We start from the raw sequence: 15,724 nt of genomic DNA on the forward strand, positions 1-15,724 counted from the left end.
AGCTTAACGATTTGTGCCAGACCGCCGCCGCTTATCGATTCAGCAGGCTGCCGACGTACCGAAGCAGTTCATTCGCGCAAACCGGGCAATATTGATGCTCGTCGATCAGCCGCTTCGTTACCTCGTTAATGCGTTTAAGCTGGCTTTCATCCGGCGTTTTCGTTGAGGTCGTAATTTTCACGATGTCCTTCAGGTCGGTGAACAGCTTCTTCTCGATCGCCTCGCGAAGCCGGTCGTGCATGCTGTAATCGAACTTCTTGCCTTTGCGGGAGTACGCCGACAGACGAATGAGAATCTCTTCGCGGAATGCCTTCTTCGCGTTCTCCGACACGCCGATCTGCTCCTCGATCGAGCGCATCAGCCTCTCGTCCGGGTCCAGCTCCTCGCCTGTCAGCGGGTCTTTGATTTTCGACCAGTTGCAGTACGCCTCGATATTGTCGAGATAGTTTTCGAACAAGGTGCGGGCCGACTCTTCGAACGAATAGACGAACGCCTTCTGGATTTCCTTCTTGGCCAGGTTGTCGTATTCCTTACGAGCGGCGGAGATGTAATTGAGATACTTCTCCCGCTCCTCCCTCGTAATCGAAGGATGCTGATCGAGACCGTCCTTGAGCGCGCGCAGCACATCCAAGGCGTTAATGCACGGCAAGTCGTGCTTGATCAAGGCGCTCGATATCCGATTGATGACGTAACGTGGATCAATACCGGACATGCCTTCCTCGCTGAACTCGTTCTGCATCTCCTTCAGATCGGCTTCCTTGTAGCCCTCTACCTCCTCGCCGTCGTACATCCGCATCTTTTTGACCAGATCCATCCCCTGCTTCTTCGATTCCTTGAGACGAGTCATAATCGAGAAAATCGCGGCGGCCCGCAGCGCATGAGGCGCAATGTGGATATGGCTCATGTCGGATTGACCGATCAGCTTCGTATAGATCTTCTCTTCCGAAGATACCTTCAGATTGTACGGAACCGGCATTACGATCATCCGCGACTGCAGCGCTTCGTTTTTCTTATTGGCGATGAAAGCCTTGTACTCCGATTCGTTCGTATGCGCCACGATCATTTCGTCCGCGCTAATTAATGCGAACCTGCCGGCTTTGAAGTTGCCTTCCTGCGTCAGCGAAAGCAGGTTCCATAGAAACTTCTCATCGCACTTGAGCATCTCCTGAAATTCCATCAAACCGCGATTGGCCTTGTTCAGCTCTCCGTCGAACCGATACGCTCGCGGATCGGACTCCGAGCCGTATTCCGTAATCGTGGAGAAATCGATGCTGCCGGTCAGGTCGGCAATATCCTGAGATTTCGGATCGGACGGGCTGAATGTACCGATTCCGACGCGATTTTTCTCCGAGATCAGCACGCGCTCAATCGGCACCGTCTCGATGTCGTTGTCAAACTCCGTCTTCAACCTCATCTGGCAGGACGGACACAGATCGCCTTCGATGCGTACCCCAAGCTCCTTCTCGATCTCCGGGCGAAGCTCTTCGGGAATGAGGTGCAGCGGGTCCTCCTGCATCGGGCAGCCCTTAATCGCATAAACGGCTCCCCTTGTCGTTCTTGAATACTGTTCCAGTCCTTTTTTAAGCAGAGTGACGATCGTCGATTTCCCCCCGCTGACGGGTCCCATGAGCAGCAATATTCTTTTGCGCACGTCAAGTCTTCTGGCCGAAGAATGAAAGTACTCCTCCACCAGCCTCTCCATCGTCCGGTCCAGCCCGAAAATTTCCGAGCTGAAAAACTTGTATGTTTTGCTACCGCCCGCCTCTTCCACCCCATGGGATACGATCATATCGTAAACCCGGGCGTGAGCGGTCATCGCCGGAGAATTGTCGCGGCGAAGTATATCGATGTAATCCCGAAAAGTCCCCGACCAGCTTAATTTTTCACTCTCGGCCCGATACTCTGAGATCCGACTGAAGATGTCCATGCCGCTTCCTCCTCGCAGCTTTCTCTACTCTGACTTGACGTAATATCATCCTATGCGGGGAGAGGGACGAATTTGACCTTACATTCTTGTTCATTGCTAAATCCTCTGTGCCCCGTATGCTATAATGGCGATAAAACCAACGTATTTACGTGCTGATCAGGAGGAGATTTCACCTTGGCCGTCAAACTGGAAGCCGAGCTGTACCCGCCGGTCAAAAGCTTCTTCGCCTCCCGAGGATACGAAGTAAAAGCGGAAATTCGCGGCTGCGACCTGGTCGCCTATCGCCCCGAAGAGCACGGCGATCCGACGCCCACGATCGTCGAGATGAAAAAAACGTTCACGCTGCCGCTGCTGCTCCAAGGAATCGACCGGCAGAAAACCGGAGCGTCCGTCTGGCTCGCCGTGGAGAGGAACCGCGTAAAAAAAGGCGCCCACAATCAAAGGTTCAATGAAATAACTCATCTGTGCCGAAGACTGAATCTCGGATTTATTACCGTTACTTTCTATCGTACAAAATCCCCCGTCGTCGACGTCTGGTGCGAGCCTGCGGAAATCCGCAGCTCCGCCCCTTCCCCGGCCCTCTCCGGCTCGTCTTTGGCGGCGGAGACGGGTGACGCCTACAACCTGCCAACGGGAAGAAGAAGCAAAGCCAAAGCGAACAGACTGCTGAAAGAATTTAATGCCAGAAGCGGAGATTACAATGTCGGAGGCAGCTCGAAACGCAAGCTCGTTACCGCTTATCGGGAGAGAGCGATCCAATGTGCGCTTGCGCTCGCCTGTCACGGTCCCTCCGCTCCCAAACAAGTTCGGGATTGGACGAATTGCCCGAATGCCGGCACGTTTCTGCGCGACAATCACTACGGCTGGTTCAGACGGATCAGCAAAGGCATATACGAGCTGACCCCCGGCGGCGAAGCGGCATTGCAAGAATATGCTCATGTCGCTCTCGTATGGGCTCGCCAGTTTGTATGGGCCGACGTATGGGCGAACGCGAACGCGCCGGAGCCGGCGAACGCGAACGCGCCGGAGCCGGCGAACGAACAAGCGGAAGGAGCTGCATCCCGATGAGCGAAGAGCTGTATCCGATCGACCTTGGCCCTGTAACCCAATATGAAATCTTACCTGTGGAAATAACGGCGGAGGACTCCCCTTATTGGCTTGTCCGCAGCGCCGAAGGGGTTTATCGCCTGTTACTGGCCGTTTGTCCCCATGCGGGCGGCGACATCCGTCCGCACGAGGATATTTTCTATTGCCCGCTGCACTTCTGGACTTTCCATGGCGAAACCGGAGCGTGTCTTACCCTCTCCGACCGCAGATTAGCCTACCGTCAAGTCATCGAAAGAAACGGGCGACTCTATGCGGCCGCCAAGTTCGATTAGGAACGGGACCATCGACCCGTAAACTCCTCAATGCTCTCCGCCAGTCTCGCCACGCCTTGGCGGATTTGTCGCTCGTCGGCGAAGGCGTGAGTAATTCTGACAGTGTTGGGCTTCGGATCTTTCGTAAAGAACGGAGCGCCCGGCTGAAAAATTACCCCTTTTAACCACGCCCCTCGCAGCAAAGCTTCGCCGTCCAAGCCGGGCGGCAGCTTAAGCCACAGATGAAGTCCGCCTCGCGGCTCTACCCAAGTTAACTCGCCGATGCGCTGGCGGGTCAACTGCTCCGTCATCATTCGCTTCCGTTCCCGACATTGAACTCTGAGCATGTCAAGCAGCGGCTCAAGGGGCTGCTCCTCGATTAAACCGCTTAATGCCCGCTGCTCGATTGGACCTAACGCGTATTTCCTTGCATTCTCTTCTCTCGCAAGCGACGGTCGACTGAATGGCTCCGCGGTTCCGGCGATCCATCCGACGCGGGAGCCCGCTATCAGCCCCGGAGGCAGTTGACCGATAGACAGTACCCCCGGCTCTAGACGCCGCTGCGCCGCCGCGATCTCTTCCGGGTCATAGAGCAGCGTCTCCTGCCTGTCGTCGACGACGAGCAGCACTCCGGCTTCTCGGCAGCGATGGAAGACGGCGGCCCGATACTCCCCGCTCCACTTCATCCCTTCCGGCTCCGTACAGGACGGGGCGACATAGACGAGCTTAGGACGATGCCGGAACAGGGCTGTCGTCAGCGCTTCGGGGTCCATCCCTTTCCGATCTCCGTCCACCGCTTCCACCCTCATGCCCGCTTTGCGAAACGCTTGCAGAGCGGTGCGCGACGTCAGCCGTTCAGTCAGAACGACGTCGCCGGGCTGCAGCGCTTCGCCGATGATCCAGCTTAGCGCGCTGTCAGCCCCTTTGGTAAATCTGATTCGTTTGCTGTTCCCGCTGATTTTCCCGTTCAGCAAGCTTGCGGCAAACTGATCGTTCAGATTTGATTCTCCGCCGCTGCCCGCTTCTTGCCGCCCCGGTCCGAACTCCTCCCCCGCCAGCTTCTCTGCGGCGGTTTCCACCCTCTCCTCCCAATCCGATGCGGCTACGAGTCCTTCCTTCGGCCATCCGCCCATCCAGTTGATGATCGAACTCAAGGCGATTCCCTCCCCTTGCGATGTTGGCCACGATTTCATTTATATGCCCGACGAGCGGAGATCATCAATTGTTCGGGTTTGTTCACAACATTTTGCGTTTTCTTTTTAACAAGGGTTGGTTATAATAAAGGGTAGTTAATCGGAGGTGTAGGATATGTTCCTTTCGGCAGCTGGCGAAGCAGCACAAGAAGTGATCTTATTCGGGATGTCCCACAAGTTCTGGATCGTCGTTCTCATCCTGGCGTTGTTCATCGGAGCAATTTTGACGGCTTCGTATAACGATGATAAAACCAAAGGCTTGTAAATATCCGCCGACAAGACCGGAACCGGAAGGTTCCGGTTTTGTTTACGGCATATATGACAAAAAAACCGTCCGAGAGGACGGTTTTTATTGTTCCCGGTATCTTTACAGCCCGTGCATATCTTTAACACAGGAAGCGCAGACATAACGCTCCTTGAATTCCCCGACGGATTCCATCGAAGAACAGAACACGCAGCGCGGCCGATAACGTTCCAAAATGATATGATCGCCTTGAACCAATATTTCCACGGGATCCCCTTCATTCATCTGGTACCGTTTGCGCAACGATTTCGGAAGAACAATTCTTCCTAATTGATCGACTTTACGAACTACGCCTGCAGGTTTCAATGCAGTTCCTCCATTCATACGCTAATCTAGCTGGTTATCTCGAAACCTTTTGGCCTTTTTGACCACTTTATACCGTTCTATATAAAAAGCTTATTCCCTTCCGTTCAACCAATTTGCTTAGGATTATGCAATTTTCGACAATTAATCTCGAATCATTACGAATTATGTCGAATCAAGGCTAAAGGAGAGGGAAATCGTTCTGCCTCAGCGCCTCGAATACGACAATTGCTGCAGAATTGGACAAATTCAGCGAACGAACCTTGTCCGTCATCGGGATCCTCATGCACGTATCGGCATGAGCGTCCAGCATTTCCTGCGGAAGCCCCTTCGTCTCTCGTCCGAACACGAAGAAATCTCCATCCCGGAACGAGAAATCCGTATATCGCTTGGTCACCCGAGTGCTCGCGAAGAAAAATCTTGCTCCAGCGTGCGCAGCCTTCACCTCTTCGAACGAATCGTAGTAAGTGATGTTCACGGAATGCCAGTAATCGAGCCCCGCCCTTTTCAACACTTTATCGTCGGTCGAGAAGCCAAGCGGACGCACGAGGTGGAGATGCGTTCCGGTTGCCGCGCAGGTTCTGGAGATATTGCCCGTATTGGCCGGAATTTCCGGATTGACGAGCACAATGTGAAAAGGCATCGATCGCGCCCCCTTCTTCACGCATACAAATCGAAGGGCTTCCCACAGCCATCGAAATCGATGACCGGAGAAAGCCCGGATGAATCGGTCGCTTCCTTAACCGTTACGGCTTTGGAAATCGCGCATAAAGCCTGCCAACGCCTGCACATTTTCCGGCGTAACGGCGTTGTAGATCGAAGCCCTCAAGCCGCCGACGCTGCGGTGGCCCTTCAGTCCGACGAAGCCTTGCGCTTCGGACTCCTTGGCAAACTGCTTCTCAAGCTCTTCCGTGGCCAGACGGAAGGTGACGTTCATGATCGACCGGCTGCCGGCGTCCGCAAAGCCGCGATAGAAGCCGCCGCTGGAATCGATCGTATCGTACAGAAGATTCGCTTTCTCGTTATTGCGAGCTGCCATTCCGGCCGCTCCGCCGTTCGCTTTCACCCACTTCAATACTTCGCCCGCCATGTAAATCGCGAACGTAGGCGGAGTATTGTAGAGCGAATCAGCCTTCGCGTGCGTATCGTAACGCAGCATCGTCGGCACGGCGCCCTCAGGTTTGGCGATCAGATCCTCGCGGATAATCACGATCGTCACGCCGGAAGGTCCAAGATTCTTTTGAGCGCCGGCGTAGATCAAGCCAAATTTCGACACGTCGACAGGGCGGCACAAAATATCGCTCGACATATCGCCAATTAGCGGTACGCTGCCTGTGTCCGGGTAATCCGTCCATTGCGTACCTTCAATCGTTTCGTTCGAGGTCAGATGCACGTAAGCCGGATTGCTCGGCAGCTTCAGCTCCTCGGCCGCAGGAATACGCTTATATGCGTCAGCTTCCGACGAAGCCGCGACCGCAACGTCGCCGAACAGCTTCGCTTCCTGAATCGCTTTGGTCGCCCAGCTTCCCGTAGCTACGTATGCCGCAGTCGCGCCTGCGCGAAGCAGGTTCATCGGAACCATGGCAAACTGCGTGCTGGCTCCGCCTTGAACGAACAACACCTTGTAACCTTCCGGAATGGACATCAGTTCGCGAAGCAGCGTTTCCGTCTCGTAATGAACCTTCTCGTAGACTGCTCCACGATGGGACATCTCCATCAAAGACATGCCGCTTTCTTCGTATTCGACAAATTGCTTCTGAGCGTTCTGCAGTACTTCAAGCGGCAATGCCGCCGGCCCGGCGTTAAAATTGTATGCGCGATTGGCCATCTCGTCCCCACCTTGTCTGGAATCATACATAATAGGCTAATCATATCAGAGCTTCGCGCCGCTCGGCAACCATTTCCCTTGATATTCACGGAAATTTCGACTAATTTCCGAACGAAAGCGATACCATCCCAAGATAATCTTCGGCTTTGGCACAAATGAAAAAGCAGTCTCCATCCCAACGGATGAAGACTGCGGTCTTGATGCCTTAATTATAGAATTAGCAATCGAAGTAAAGGCTATACTCGTGCGGGTGAATACGGATGGAGACGGCCTTCGCTTCCGAGCGTTTTACTTTCACATAGTTATCGATAAATTCTTTAGAGAATACTCCGCCTTCCGTCAAGAACTCGTAGTCGGCCTCAAGAGCATCCAGCGCCTCGTCTAATGTGCCTGGAACATTGCGAATTTCTTTCTTCTGTTCGTCGGACAGTTCATAGATATTCGTATCGAACGGACCGAAACCAAGCGCCGAAGGATCGATTTTACGTTTAATTCCGTCCAGACCAGCCATCAGCATAGCGGCGAAGGCCAGATAAGGGTTAGCCGTAGAGTCCGGAGTACGGAATTCTACACGGCAGCCTTTAGGCGTAACTGCAGCAACCGGAATACGAATAGCTGCGGAGCGGTTGCCCTTGGAATAAACAAGGTTTACCGGTGCTTCGTAACCTGGAACAAGACGCTTGAACGAGTTTGTAGACGGGTTCGTGATCGCGATAAGAGCAGGCGCGTGGTGAAGGATACCGCCGATGTAGTACAGCGCCATCTGGCTCATATTCGCGTATCCGCCTTTCTCATAGAACAGCGGAGTGCCTTCGTTAAAGATGGAAGAGTGAACGTGCATTCCGCTTCCGTTGTCCCCGAAAAGCGGCTTTGGCATAAATGTAGCCGTTTTGCCGTATTGGCGGGCGACATTGTGTACAATATATTTATACTTCATCAGGTTGTCGGCAGTTTTGGTCAACGTATCAAAGCGGAAGTTGATTTCCGCTTGCCCGGCTGTCGCCACTTCGTGATGGTGACGTTCTACGCGCAGGCCTGCTTCTTGCATTTGGCGCACCATCTCGCTGCGAATGTCCTGCTGAGCATCCGTCGGAGCAACCGGCACATATCCGCCTTTAACTCCAACCTTGAAACCAAGGTTGCCGCCTTCTTCTTTACGATTCGTGTTCCACCCTGCTTCTTCAGAATCGACGTAGAAGGAGGAAGAGTTCATAGTGGACTCATAACGGACATCGTCAAAAATGAAAAATTCGGATTCGGGAGCGAAATAGGCAGCCGTTCCAACGCCGGACTTTTGCAGAAACTCTTCGGCCTTTTGTGCAATGGAACGTGGATCGCGATCGTAGCGAGTACCGTCTGGAGTATGAATGTTGGAAATAACGATCAACGTCGGATGTGCGGTAAAAGGATCGATATACACCGATTCGGTATCGGGCATCATCATCATGTCCGACTCCTCAATCCCGCGGAAACCGATGATGGAAGAACCGTCAAACGCAACTCCGTTTACAAAAGTGTCTGCCTCTACTTCAGCAGCAGGCACTGTAATATGATGTGCGCGGCCGTTCAAATCGATAAATCGGAAATCTACGAATTCAATACCTTTTTCCTTGATAAGCTCCAATACTTGTTGAACTGACATGTTGTTTCCTCCCTATTTCCGAACATTAAGTTGTTAATTCCGAAGTAACGTTCAAGTTTTCGTCGAACTTATGAAGTTATTATAAAACTCTGCTCATTCGAGCGTCAATACTTATGTCAGGTATTTTTTGAATCCATGTTAGCATTTCTCACAAAATTTTCGACATTTGGGGCTATGGCCTATGAAAATGTTCTAAACACAGTCCCGCGATGAATGCGCTTACGCTCAAAAACCCGGTAAAACCTTACATAGCTCCCATTCCCCTAATCGACCACCCCAATCCCTCTCACGAAAAATCCGGTCCCGTCAGCTTCCCTTCCGTCAACAAAAAAAAAGCCGATCGCCGCCGGATTCCGGACAACGATCGACTCTGCTTCAATTATAACCAGCTTATTTGATCCACGTTGCGAAAGCTTCCGCCGGAGCCTTCTCCGTATCGAACTTCTTGCCAAGAAGCGGTGCAAGCTGTTCCAGCTCCTTCAGCAGATTGGCGAATTGATCCGGGAACAGCGATTGTACACCGTCTCCCGTCGCTGAATTGTCCGGATCGGTATGCATCTCGATGATGAGACCGTTGGCTCCTGCCGCCAGGGAAGCTTTCGTCATCGTCTCGACGAGTTCCCGGCGTCCTGTCGCATGGCTCGGATCGGCAATGACCGGCAGATGCGAGAGCTGCTGGATAACCGGAATGGCCGTCAGATCGAACGTATTGCGGGTATACGTCTCGAATGTACGAATGCCGCGCTCGCACAGCATCACGTTAGGGTTTCCGCCTGCCAAAATGTACTCGGCCGCATTCAACCACTCATCGTACGTTGCGCTGAAGCCCCGCTTGAGCAGGACGGGATTTTGAATCGTGCCCAGCTTCCGCAGCAGGTCAAAGTTTTGCATGTTGCGCGTTCCCACCTGCATAATGTCGGCATACTCGGCGCAGACATCGACGAACTCCGGAGCCATAACTTCGGTAATCGTCAGCAGTCCGTATTTCTCCCCGGCTTCCTTCATCCACTTCAGACCTTCAACGCCGATGCCCTGGAAGCTGTACGGACCAGTCCGCGGCTTAAACGCGCCGCCTCTCAGAACTTGGCCTCCGGCAGCTTTAACGAGCCTTGCGATCTCGTCGATCTGCTCCGGCGTCTCGACCGCGCACGGGCCGCCCATGACGACGAGATTGTCTCCGCCGATCTTCACGCCCTTCACTTCGATGATCGTGTCGTCCGGATGGAAGTCGCGGCTTGCGAGCTTGTAAGACTTCGAAATTTTGATTACATTTTCTACGCCCTTCATCGAACGGATATGTTCGGCCAGCGAAGGCTCCGCCTTGCCGATAATTCCGATTACGGTTCTGTCCGTCCCGCGGGACACATGCGCCTGCACGCCGGACTGCTCAATGTGGCGTACGATTTCATTGATTCGCTCTTCTGCGATATGAGGGGATGTAATAACGATCATAAAGCTCACTCTCCTAATTATATTAACGCGTATACGCTGCAACGCTTATACGCTTTTAAGCGCTAAAGTAAATATAAAAGATAATAAGCCCTATGTCAACCCCAAAGCATCACTTAGGCGACATAGGACTTTTCGACGTTCTCTTTGAAAATAACCGCGCCCGGCTCCAAAAGAAGACGTCCTCAGGCTTCCAGACGGGCGCGAATCAGCTTGCGTTTATCTTTGCGTTTGGATTTATAGGCGTTCAGACTGTAGCGGATCGGAAAATAACACAGCAGCCCGAGCAAAGCCCCGTCCACCATCCCGCCGACGATCAGCTTCAAATTCGTCAGCAGCAGATGATTGATCCATTCGGGCAAAATCGGCAAGTGAATACTGAGATGCTTAGGCAGTATCCAGCCGCCTACCTTCGAATTCGGATACATCATGGGAATGTAGATGATCTTGCCGATGACGAAGCCAATCAGCGCCGCCGGCAAATTGCCCCGCAGCAGCAGACAGAGCGGGAAAATAAGCACGAAGGCGACTCCCAGCGTGGGCAGCGTGAACATCTCGATGGCGATTCCGATCGCAAATCCCATGGCCACGATAGAGGCGCCGCCCTTAGCTCTCAGCAGCAGAATGTACTTATATTTTAGCCAACGGCCAAGCGATTGCAGTCGACTCATAGGATGCTCCTTTTTTGTACTGGCACTTACAAAGTCGTCTCCGTCGATTTGATCTTAACGTTGGGCAGCAGCTTATTCGGATTCACGGTCCGCTTGATTGCCCATGTCGATGGATCGGAGGAATCGAACTGCTCCAAATAAGCGATAACTTCCTTGGTCAGAGCCGTAGGCGTGGAAGCCCCGGAAGTAACCGCAACGCGCTCGACGCCCTGCAGCCACTCCTGCTGGATCTCGGATACGTCCGCTACGCGGTATGCAGGTACGCCCGCGATTTCTTGAGACACTTGGGCTAGTCGATTGGAGTTATTGCTGCGCGGATCGCCGACGACGATGCACAGCTGCGCCTCTCCTGCCTGGCCCGCAACGGCTTCCTGACGAACCTGCGTCGCCAAGCATATCTCATTGTGGATTTCCGCGGTCGGAAATCTCGCCAGAAGCAGCGACATCAGATGCCGAATATCCCATTGGGACATCGTCGTCTGGTTCGTAATGATAATTCGTTCCGTGTCCAACTCCAGCTTCTCGATGTCCTCCTCGCGCTCGATCAAGTAAACATGTCCAGGAGCGATGCCGATCGCACCCTCGGGCTCGGGATGATTTTTTTTGCCGATATAGATGACTGCATACCCTTCGCCGACTTTCTCGCGAATCAGGTCATGCGTCTTGGTCACATCCGGACAAGTCGCATCGACGACCGTCAGCCCTTTCTCCTTCGCCCGCTTGCGAACTTCAGGAGACACGCCGTGAGCAGTAAAAATGACGGTGCCGCCGTCGATCTGCTCTAAAATGTCCAGCCGGTTGGGACCGTCCAGCGTAATGATTCCTTCGTCCTTGAAAGCTTCCGTCACATGACTATTATGAACAATCATTCCCAATATATAAATCGGTCTGGGCAGATCCAGATTCCGCGCCGTCTGAAGGGCCAATACCATGGCATCGACGACTCCGTAACAGTAGCCCCTTGGCGATATTTTCACGACTTGCATTGCTTGCGCCCGCTTTCTCGCCCTTTATTTGTCCTTGATCAAGTCAATAGATCGTCAGTCGTAGGCGGCCCGACTCTTCCTTCTCTATTATAGCCTATTCAAGATACAGACGAAAGGCGCGGAAACGGCAAGGAAGACGGCCGCTCCGCCTCATTCGGCAGTCGACCGTCTTCCTAGCAAAATCATGCAGGCTTCTCCTCCCGTTGAACGGGCAGCCACAGCGTGAATACCGTCCCTTCGCCGAGTCTGGTCTGAACCTCGATCCGGGCATGATGCATATCCGCGATCCATTTGGCGATCGACAGCCCCAGCCCCGTTCCGGACGTTTCGCCGCGCGACACGTCCACGCGGTAAAATCTCTCAAAAATATGCGGAACCTCTTCCAGGGCGATCCCAATGCCGGTATCGGCCACCGACAATCCGATCGCATTATCCCGCCGTGCGGCATAGAGCCGGACAACCCCGGATGGCGTGTACTTAAAGCCGTTCTCGATCAAAATAAACAGCAGCTGAAGCAAATAATCGCGATTGCCCCGCACTTTGACTTCTGAGAGCAAGTCCAGCGGTCCTACAGCCCATTCGGCTTTCCTAGGCAGAAAAGCCGCCCTTCTCGCAGCCTCCTCCGCAAGCGGGAGCAGCTCGACGTCGCCCATCTCCATCACGTAGCCGGCGTCTGCCCTGGCCAACGACAGCAGATGATTGACCAGCCCGCTCATCCGGCGAGCCTCGTCGGCAATATCGCGAATCGATTCGAGCGACATGCCCCGCTTCTCCTCTTCCGTCAGAACAAGCGTCGTAGATGCGACATTCTCCGTGTCTACGCGCGGCTCCGCTTCTCCGCCGACCCATATTTTCTCCAGAAGATCCACGTTGCCCCGAATCGTCGTTAGCGGCGTCCGCAGCTCGTGCGATGCGTCGGACACGAAGCGCCGCTGGGCCGCATTCGAATCCTCTAGGTTTTTGTACGCTCGCTCCACGCCCGAGAGCATCGCATTCAGCGTATCGGTCAGCCGGCCGATTTCGTCGTTGGGCTTCTCTCGCGGAATTCTCAGACTCAGCTCGGAGCCGCTCTGAATGCGCTCCGCCGCTTCCGTCACCCGATTGATCGGCATAAGCGCTTTACGCGAGAGGAACATGCCCAACAGGAACGCGGCAATCAGCCCGGCGGCTCCGGCGAACCATAGAATGGAGCGAAGCTGGTGCAGCAACTGCTCCTCGCGTCCGGTCCAAGCTCCAACCTGCAGCAAGCCGACGACTTCGTCGTTATACATGATTGGATTTTCCAACACAAGGAAGGGGATTCCTTCAATTTCCCTCTTCACAAAAGCGTACTCGCCATGGCGAACTTCATTCTGCTTCGGGAACGTAAACGTCAGCTCCGGCCTGTTCGTGGAAGAGCGCATATTCGGAGTTTTATCATCGACAACCCCTGTGATTGTCGGTATATAATTGACGATTTGAATAAAGAACGAGTTGTAATCGATTGCGCTTCTCAGAACTCCGCTCAGGTTGACGCCTTGCCCGACTCTGCCTCTTACCTGAGTTTCCTCGCTAATTCGCCGCAACTGATCTTTTAACGAAGACATCGTATTGTTTTGCACGATTCCATAAATAACGACACCGAAAGCGACCAAAGTGACCGCCAGCAGCCCCGAATACCACAAAGTCAACCGCAGCCGAATCGACATGCTCAGCCGTCTCCTTTCAGGACGTACCCGGCTCCTCTGACGGTTAGAATCAGCCTCTTCTCGCCATTCTCCTCAAGCTTCTGCCTGAGCATTGCGACGTAGACTTCAAGCACATTGGATTCGCCGCTGTAATCGTAGCCCCATATCCGTTCCATGATCAGATCGCGAGACAGCACCCGCTTCGGATTCTGCATAAACAGATGCAGCAGGTCGAACTCCTTCGCCGTCAGCTCGATGCGACGATCTCCGCGCGCCACCTCGCGCGCATCCACATCCATTACGAGATCCTCGAAGCGAAATTGTCCGCCCTCGTCCGTTCTTTCGGGTCTTCTGCGCAGCAGCGCCCTGACACGCGCCATCAGCTCCTCCAGCGCGAACGGCTTTACCAGATAGTCGTCAGCGCCCAGATCGAGCCCTTTCACCCGATCGGACACCTCGTCCTTGGCGGTCAGCAACAGAATCGGCGAGACGATGCCCGCCTCGCGCAGCCTCCTGCATACCTCCCAGCCGTCCATCTTCGGCATCATCACGTCCAGAACGATCAGATCGGCCGCCTTCTGCGCGATCAGCTTTAGTCCTTCCGCGCCGTCCGACGCCGTCGTCACTTCATACCCTTCGAACGCCAGACTTCGCCGCAGCAGCGCCGTTATTTTCTCATCGTCGTCAATTACCGCAATATGGGGTCTCACCGAGAACGTCCTCCTCTATCGACAAGAGCGGGAATCCCTAATCGGTTTCCCGCTCTTTTCCAGCTTTTTCAATCCATCTTTACTGCTGAACGTTGAATTCGTTTCTGTCTCCGATTTCGACGACGATCTCGATCTTCTTGTCTCCGCGCAGCACGTCGAGCGTCACTTTGTCTCCCACTTCTTTCTTCTGGATCGCCGCGATCAATTCCTCGTTGTTTTTGTAAGCCGTGCCGTCCATCCCCGTAATGACGTCGTATTGGCGCAGATCGCCTCTGTACGACGGGGAGTTAAAGATAACCTCCCGCACGAACGAGCCTTTCGTGTCTTTGTCGATGCCAAGCTGCTGAGCAATCTCCTCGTTGATGGTCATCAGAGTCGCGCCGATGAAAGGTACGGGCTTCTGCGGAATTTTCGTGTTCGTCTTCAAGTTCTCCAGCACTTCGGTAATCGTGCTTGTCGGAATGGCGAAGCCGATGCCTTGGGCCTGCGTGCTGACCGCCGTATTAATACCGATGACCTCGCCGTTCAGGTTCAGAAGCGGACCGCCCGAGTTGCCAGGGTTAATCGAAGCGTCCGTCTGCAGCAAATGCTGGTATTTGCGCGTGCCGCCGTTGTTGTCCTGAATCGTAATTTCCCGCTCATTGGAGCTGAGCACGCCGACCGTGATCGTATGCTCGAAGCCAACCGGGTTGCCGATCGCGACGACCCAATCGCCCATGTTCATGCTGCTGGAATCGCCCAACTTCAGCGTCGGGAAGTCGCTGCCCTCGATTTTCAACACGGCCAGATCCAGCTCGGGGCTCGTGCCGAGCAGCTTGGCGGTGTAAGGCTCATCGCGGCCTTCGACCGCAACCTTGATCTCGTCGGCTCCGTCGATGACGTGCTGGTTGGTCAAAATGTACCCGGTCGAGTCGAACAGGAAGCCCGAGCCCATTCCGCTTTCCTGCAGATCGCCTTGGCCTTCGTCGCTTCTGTTGCTTCTATAGTTGTCTCCGAAAAACTGACGGAAGAACTCGTCCTCCCAAGTCGTTCCTTGGCGAGCCTTTGCAAACGTTTCGATTTTAACGACCGCCGGCGAAGCCTGCTCGAAAATCTTCGCGATATTGTTCGGCCGAACGACGTCCTCGCTATTGCCGACCGGGCTGTTCACCGGCTTGGCCGTCGTGTTCACCGCTTGCGGCGCATTCCCGAACAGCTCTCCCGAAAACCAATTTTGCCGGTCCGCCACAAACATCAAGGAGCCGACAACGACGACGCCCGCCAAGAACGAGGCGAATACCGCAAGAAATGAAGTCCTGCGCGGAGGTTTGGCCCCCCAGTCGCTCTTGACCGTTCCGCCGGATACGGTGAATGGCCGGTATTCCTTCGCCGCAGGAGTCGAAATCTCTACGACGCCCGGCGCCTCTTGGCGAGCAGGCTCTTCTCCGTACGGGCGGCTAGGACCGCCGAACGGACCGAATGTATAGGGCTCCGTCTCCTTGCGCGTCTCCGAGAAGGAATCGTTCCGCGGTTCATCTCCGTATGTGAATCCTTGCGGCTGTTCCGATTTTTTGTTGTCGTCTTCCATCGAAATTACCTCCTCGCGCAGCCTTGAAGGCTGTCGCCGTTCTGATCTTGTAACCGTATCATAAACCCCATTCCTTAAAACTATCTTAAACGGAAATGAAGATGAAGTAAAAGCCGGGC

At 54.0% G+C, this 15,724-nt stretch carries 15 protein-coding genes; 3 read left to right on the forward strand and 12 right to left on the reverse strand.

The genetic code is table 11. The annotated features are described in order from the left end of the window. Nucleotides 1-31: 31 nt before the first annotated feature. Nucleotides 32-1,927, reverse strand: a complete 1,896-nt coding sequence (locus tag J4772_RS07785) for a PrkA family serine protein kinase (protein WP_209074784.1) — start codon at nt 1,925-1,927, stop codon at nt 32-34. 174 nt (nt 1,928-2,101) lie between these two features. Here J4772_RS07785 and J4772_RS07790 point away from each other — a divergent pair, with 174 nt between their 5' ends. Both J4772_RS07790 and J4772_RS07795 read left to right on the forward strand, forming a co-directional pair. Further along, nucleotides 2,102-2,995, forward strand: a complete 894-nt coding sequence (locus tag J4772_RS07790; RefSeq protein WP_209074785.1) for a DUF2161 domain-containing phosphodiesterase — start codon at nt 2,102-2,104, stop codon at nt 2,993-2,995. Next, complete coding sequence (locus J4772_RS07795; RefSeq protein WP_209074786.1) at nt 2,992-3,306, forward strand: Rieske (2Fe-2S) protein; 315 nt, start codon at nt 2,992-2,994, stop codon at nt 3,304-3,306. The genes J4772_RS07790 and J4772_RS07795 overlap by 4 nt, the downstream gene beginning before the upstream one ends. Here J4772_RS07795 and J4772_RS07800 read toward each other — a convergent pair. Further along, nucleotides 3,303-4,439: an aminotransferase class I/II-fold pyridoxal phosphate-dependent enzyme gene (locus tag J4772_RS07800; protein ID WP_209074787.1), complete on the reverse strand. Its 1,137-nt coding sequence runs from the start codon at nt 4,437-4,439 to the stop codon at nt 3,303-3,305. The two genes, J4772_RS07795 and J4772_RS07800, sit on opposite strands and share 4 nt — an antisense overlap. A 154-nt stretch (nt 4,440-4,593) precedes the next feature. On the opposite strand from J4772_RS07800, the gene J4772_RS07805 reads away from it, so the two are divergent. Further along, nucleotides 4,594-4,743, forward strand: a complete 150-nt coding sequence (locus tag J4772_RS07805; protein ID WP_181917857.1) for a hypothetical protein — start codon at nt 4,594-4,596, stop codon at nt 4,741-4,743. A gap of 102 nt (nt 4,744-4,845) precedes the next feature. Here J4772_RS07805 and J4772_RS07810 read toward each other — a convergent pair whose 3' ends face one another. From J4772_RS07810 to J4772_RS07855, 10 genes are all read right to left on the reverse strand, one after another. After that, nucleotides 4,846-5,088 carry an AbrB/MazE/SpoVT family DNA-binding domain-containing protein gene (locus J4772_RS07810; RefSeq protein ID WP_116062739.1) on the reverse strand — a complete coding sequence of 81 codons (243 nt, stop codon included), beginning with the start codon at nt 5,086-5,088 and terminating at the stop codon, nt 4,846-4,848. 178 nt (nt 5,089-5,266) lie between these two features. Beyond that, nucleotides 5,267-5,728 carry a tRNA (uridine(34)/cytosine(34)/5-carboxymethylaminomethyluridine(34)-2'-O)-methyltransferase TrmL gene (trmL, locus tag J4772_RS07815; RefSeq protein ID WP_116062738.1) on the reverse strand — a complete coding sequence of 154 codons (462 nt, stop codon included), beginning with the start codon at nt 5,726-5,728 and terminating at the stop codon, nt 5,267-5,269. 96 nt (nt 5,729-5,824) lie between these two features. Continuing rightward, nucleotides 5,825-6,913 carry a 3-phosphoserine/phosphohydroxythreonine transaminase gene (serC, locus tag J4772_RS07820; protein WP_209074788.1) on the reverse strand — a complete coding sequence of 363 codons (1,089 nt, stop codon included), beginning with the start codon at nt 6,911-6,913 and terminating at the stop codon, nt 5,825-5,827. Between the two features lie 217 nt (nt 6,914-7,130). Next, the gene (glnA, locus tag J4772_RS07825; protein WP_116062736.1) at nt 7,131-8,555 is read right to left on the reverse strand and encodes a type I glutamate--ammonia ligase; all 1,425 of its coding nucleotides are present in this window, start codon (nt 8,553-8,555) and stop codon (nt 7,131-7,133) included. A gap of 390 nt (nt 8,556-8,945) precedes the next feature. Beyond that, a complete protein-coding gene (aroF, locus tag J4772_RS07830) occupies nt 8,946-10,007 on the reverse strand; it encodes a 3-deoxy-7-phosphoheptulonate synthase (RefSeq protein WP_116062735.1) in 1,062 nt (353 codons plus the stop codon). Nucleotides 10,008-10,189: 182 nt separating this feature from the next. Further along, complete coding sequence (locus J4772_RS07835) at nt 10,190-10,675, reverse strand: DUF2062 domain-containing protein (protein ID WP_116062734.1); 486 nt, start codon at nt 10,673-10,675, stop codon at nt 10,190-10,192. Nucleotides 10,676-10,701: 26 nt separating this feature from the next. After that, the gene (locus J4772_RS07840) at nt 10,702-11,661 is read right to left on the reverse strand and encodes a 4-hydroxy-3-methylbut-2-enyl diphosphate reductase (protein ID WP_116062733.1); all 960 of its coding nucleotides are present in this window, start codon (nt 11,659-11,661) and stop codon (nt 10,702-10,704) included. Between the two features lie 182 nt (nt 11,662-11,843). Continuing rightward, nucleotides 11,844-13,349 (reverse strand): sensor histidine kinase, encoded by a 1,506-nt coding sequence (locus J4772_RS07845; RefSeq protein ID WP_209074789.1) that lies wholly within the window; start codon nt 13,347-13,349, stop codon nt 11,844-11,846. Between the two features lie 2 nt (nt 13,350-13,351). Further along, nucleotides 13,352-14,038 (reverse strand): response regulator transcription factor, encoded by a 687-nt coding sequence (locus J4772_RS07850; RefSeq protein WP_116062731.1) that lies wholly within the window; start codon nt 14,036-14,038, stop codon nt 13,352-13,354. A 79-nt stretch (nt 14,039-14,117) separates the two neighbouring features. Further along, nucleotides 14,118-15,605: a S1C family serine protease gene (locus tag J4772_RS07855; protein ID WP_209074790.1), complete on the reverse strand. Its 1,488-nt coding sequence runs from the start codon at nt 15,603-15,605 to the stop codon at nt 14,118-14,120. Nucleotides 15,606-15,724 lie beyond the last annotated feature (119 nt).

It is taken from the genome of Cohnella sp. LGH (assembly GCF_017671885.1).
Lineage (GTDB): Bacteria > Bacillota > Bacilli > Paenibacillales > Paenibacillaceae > Cohnella > Cohnella phaseoli.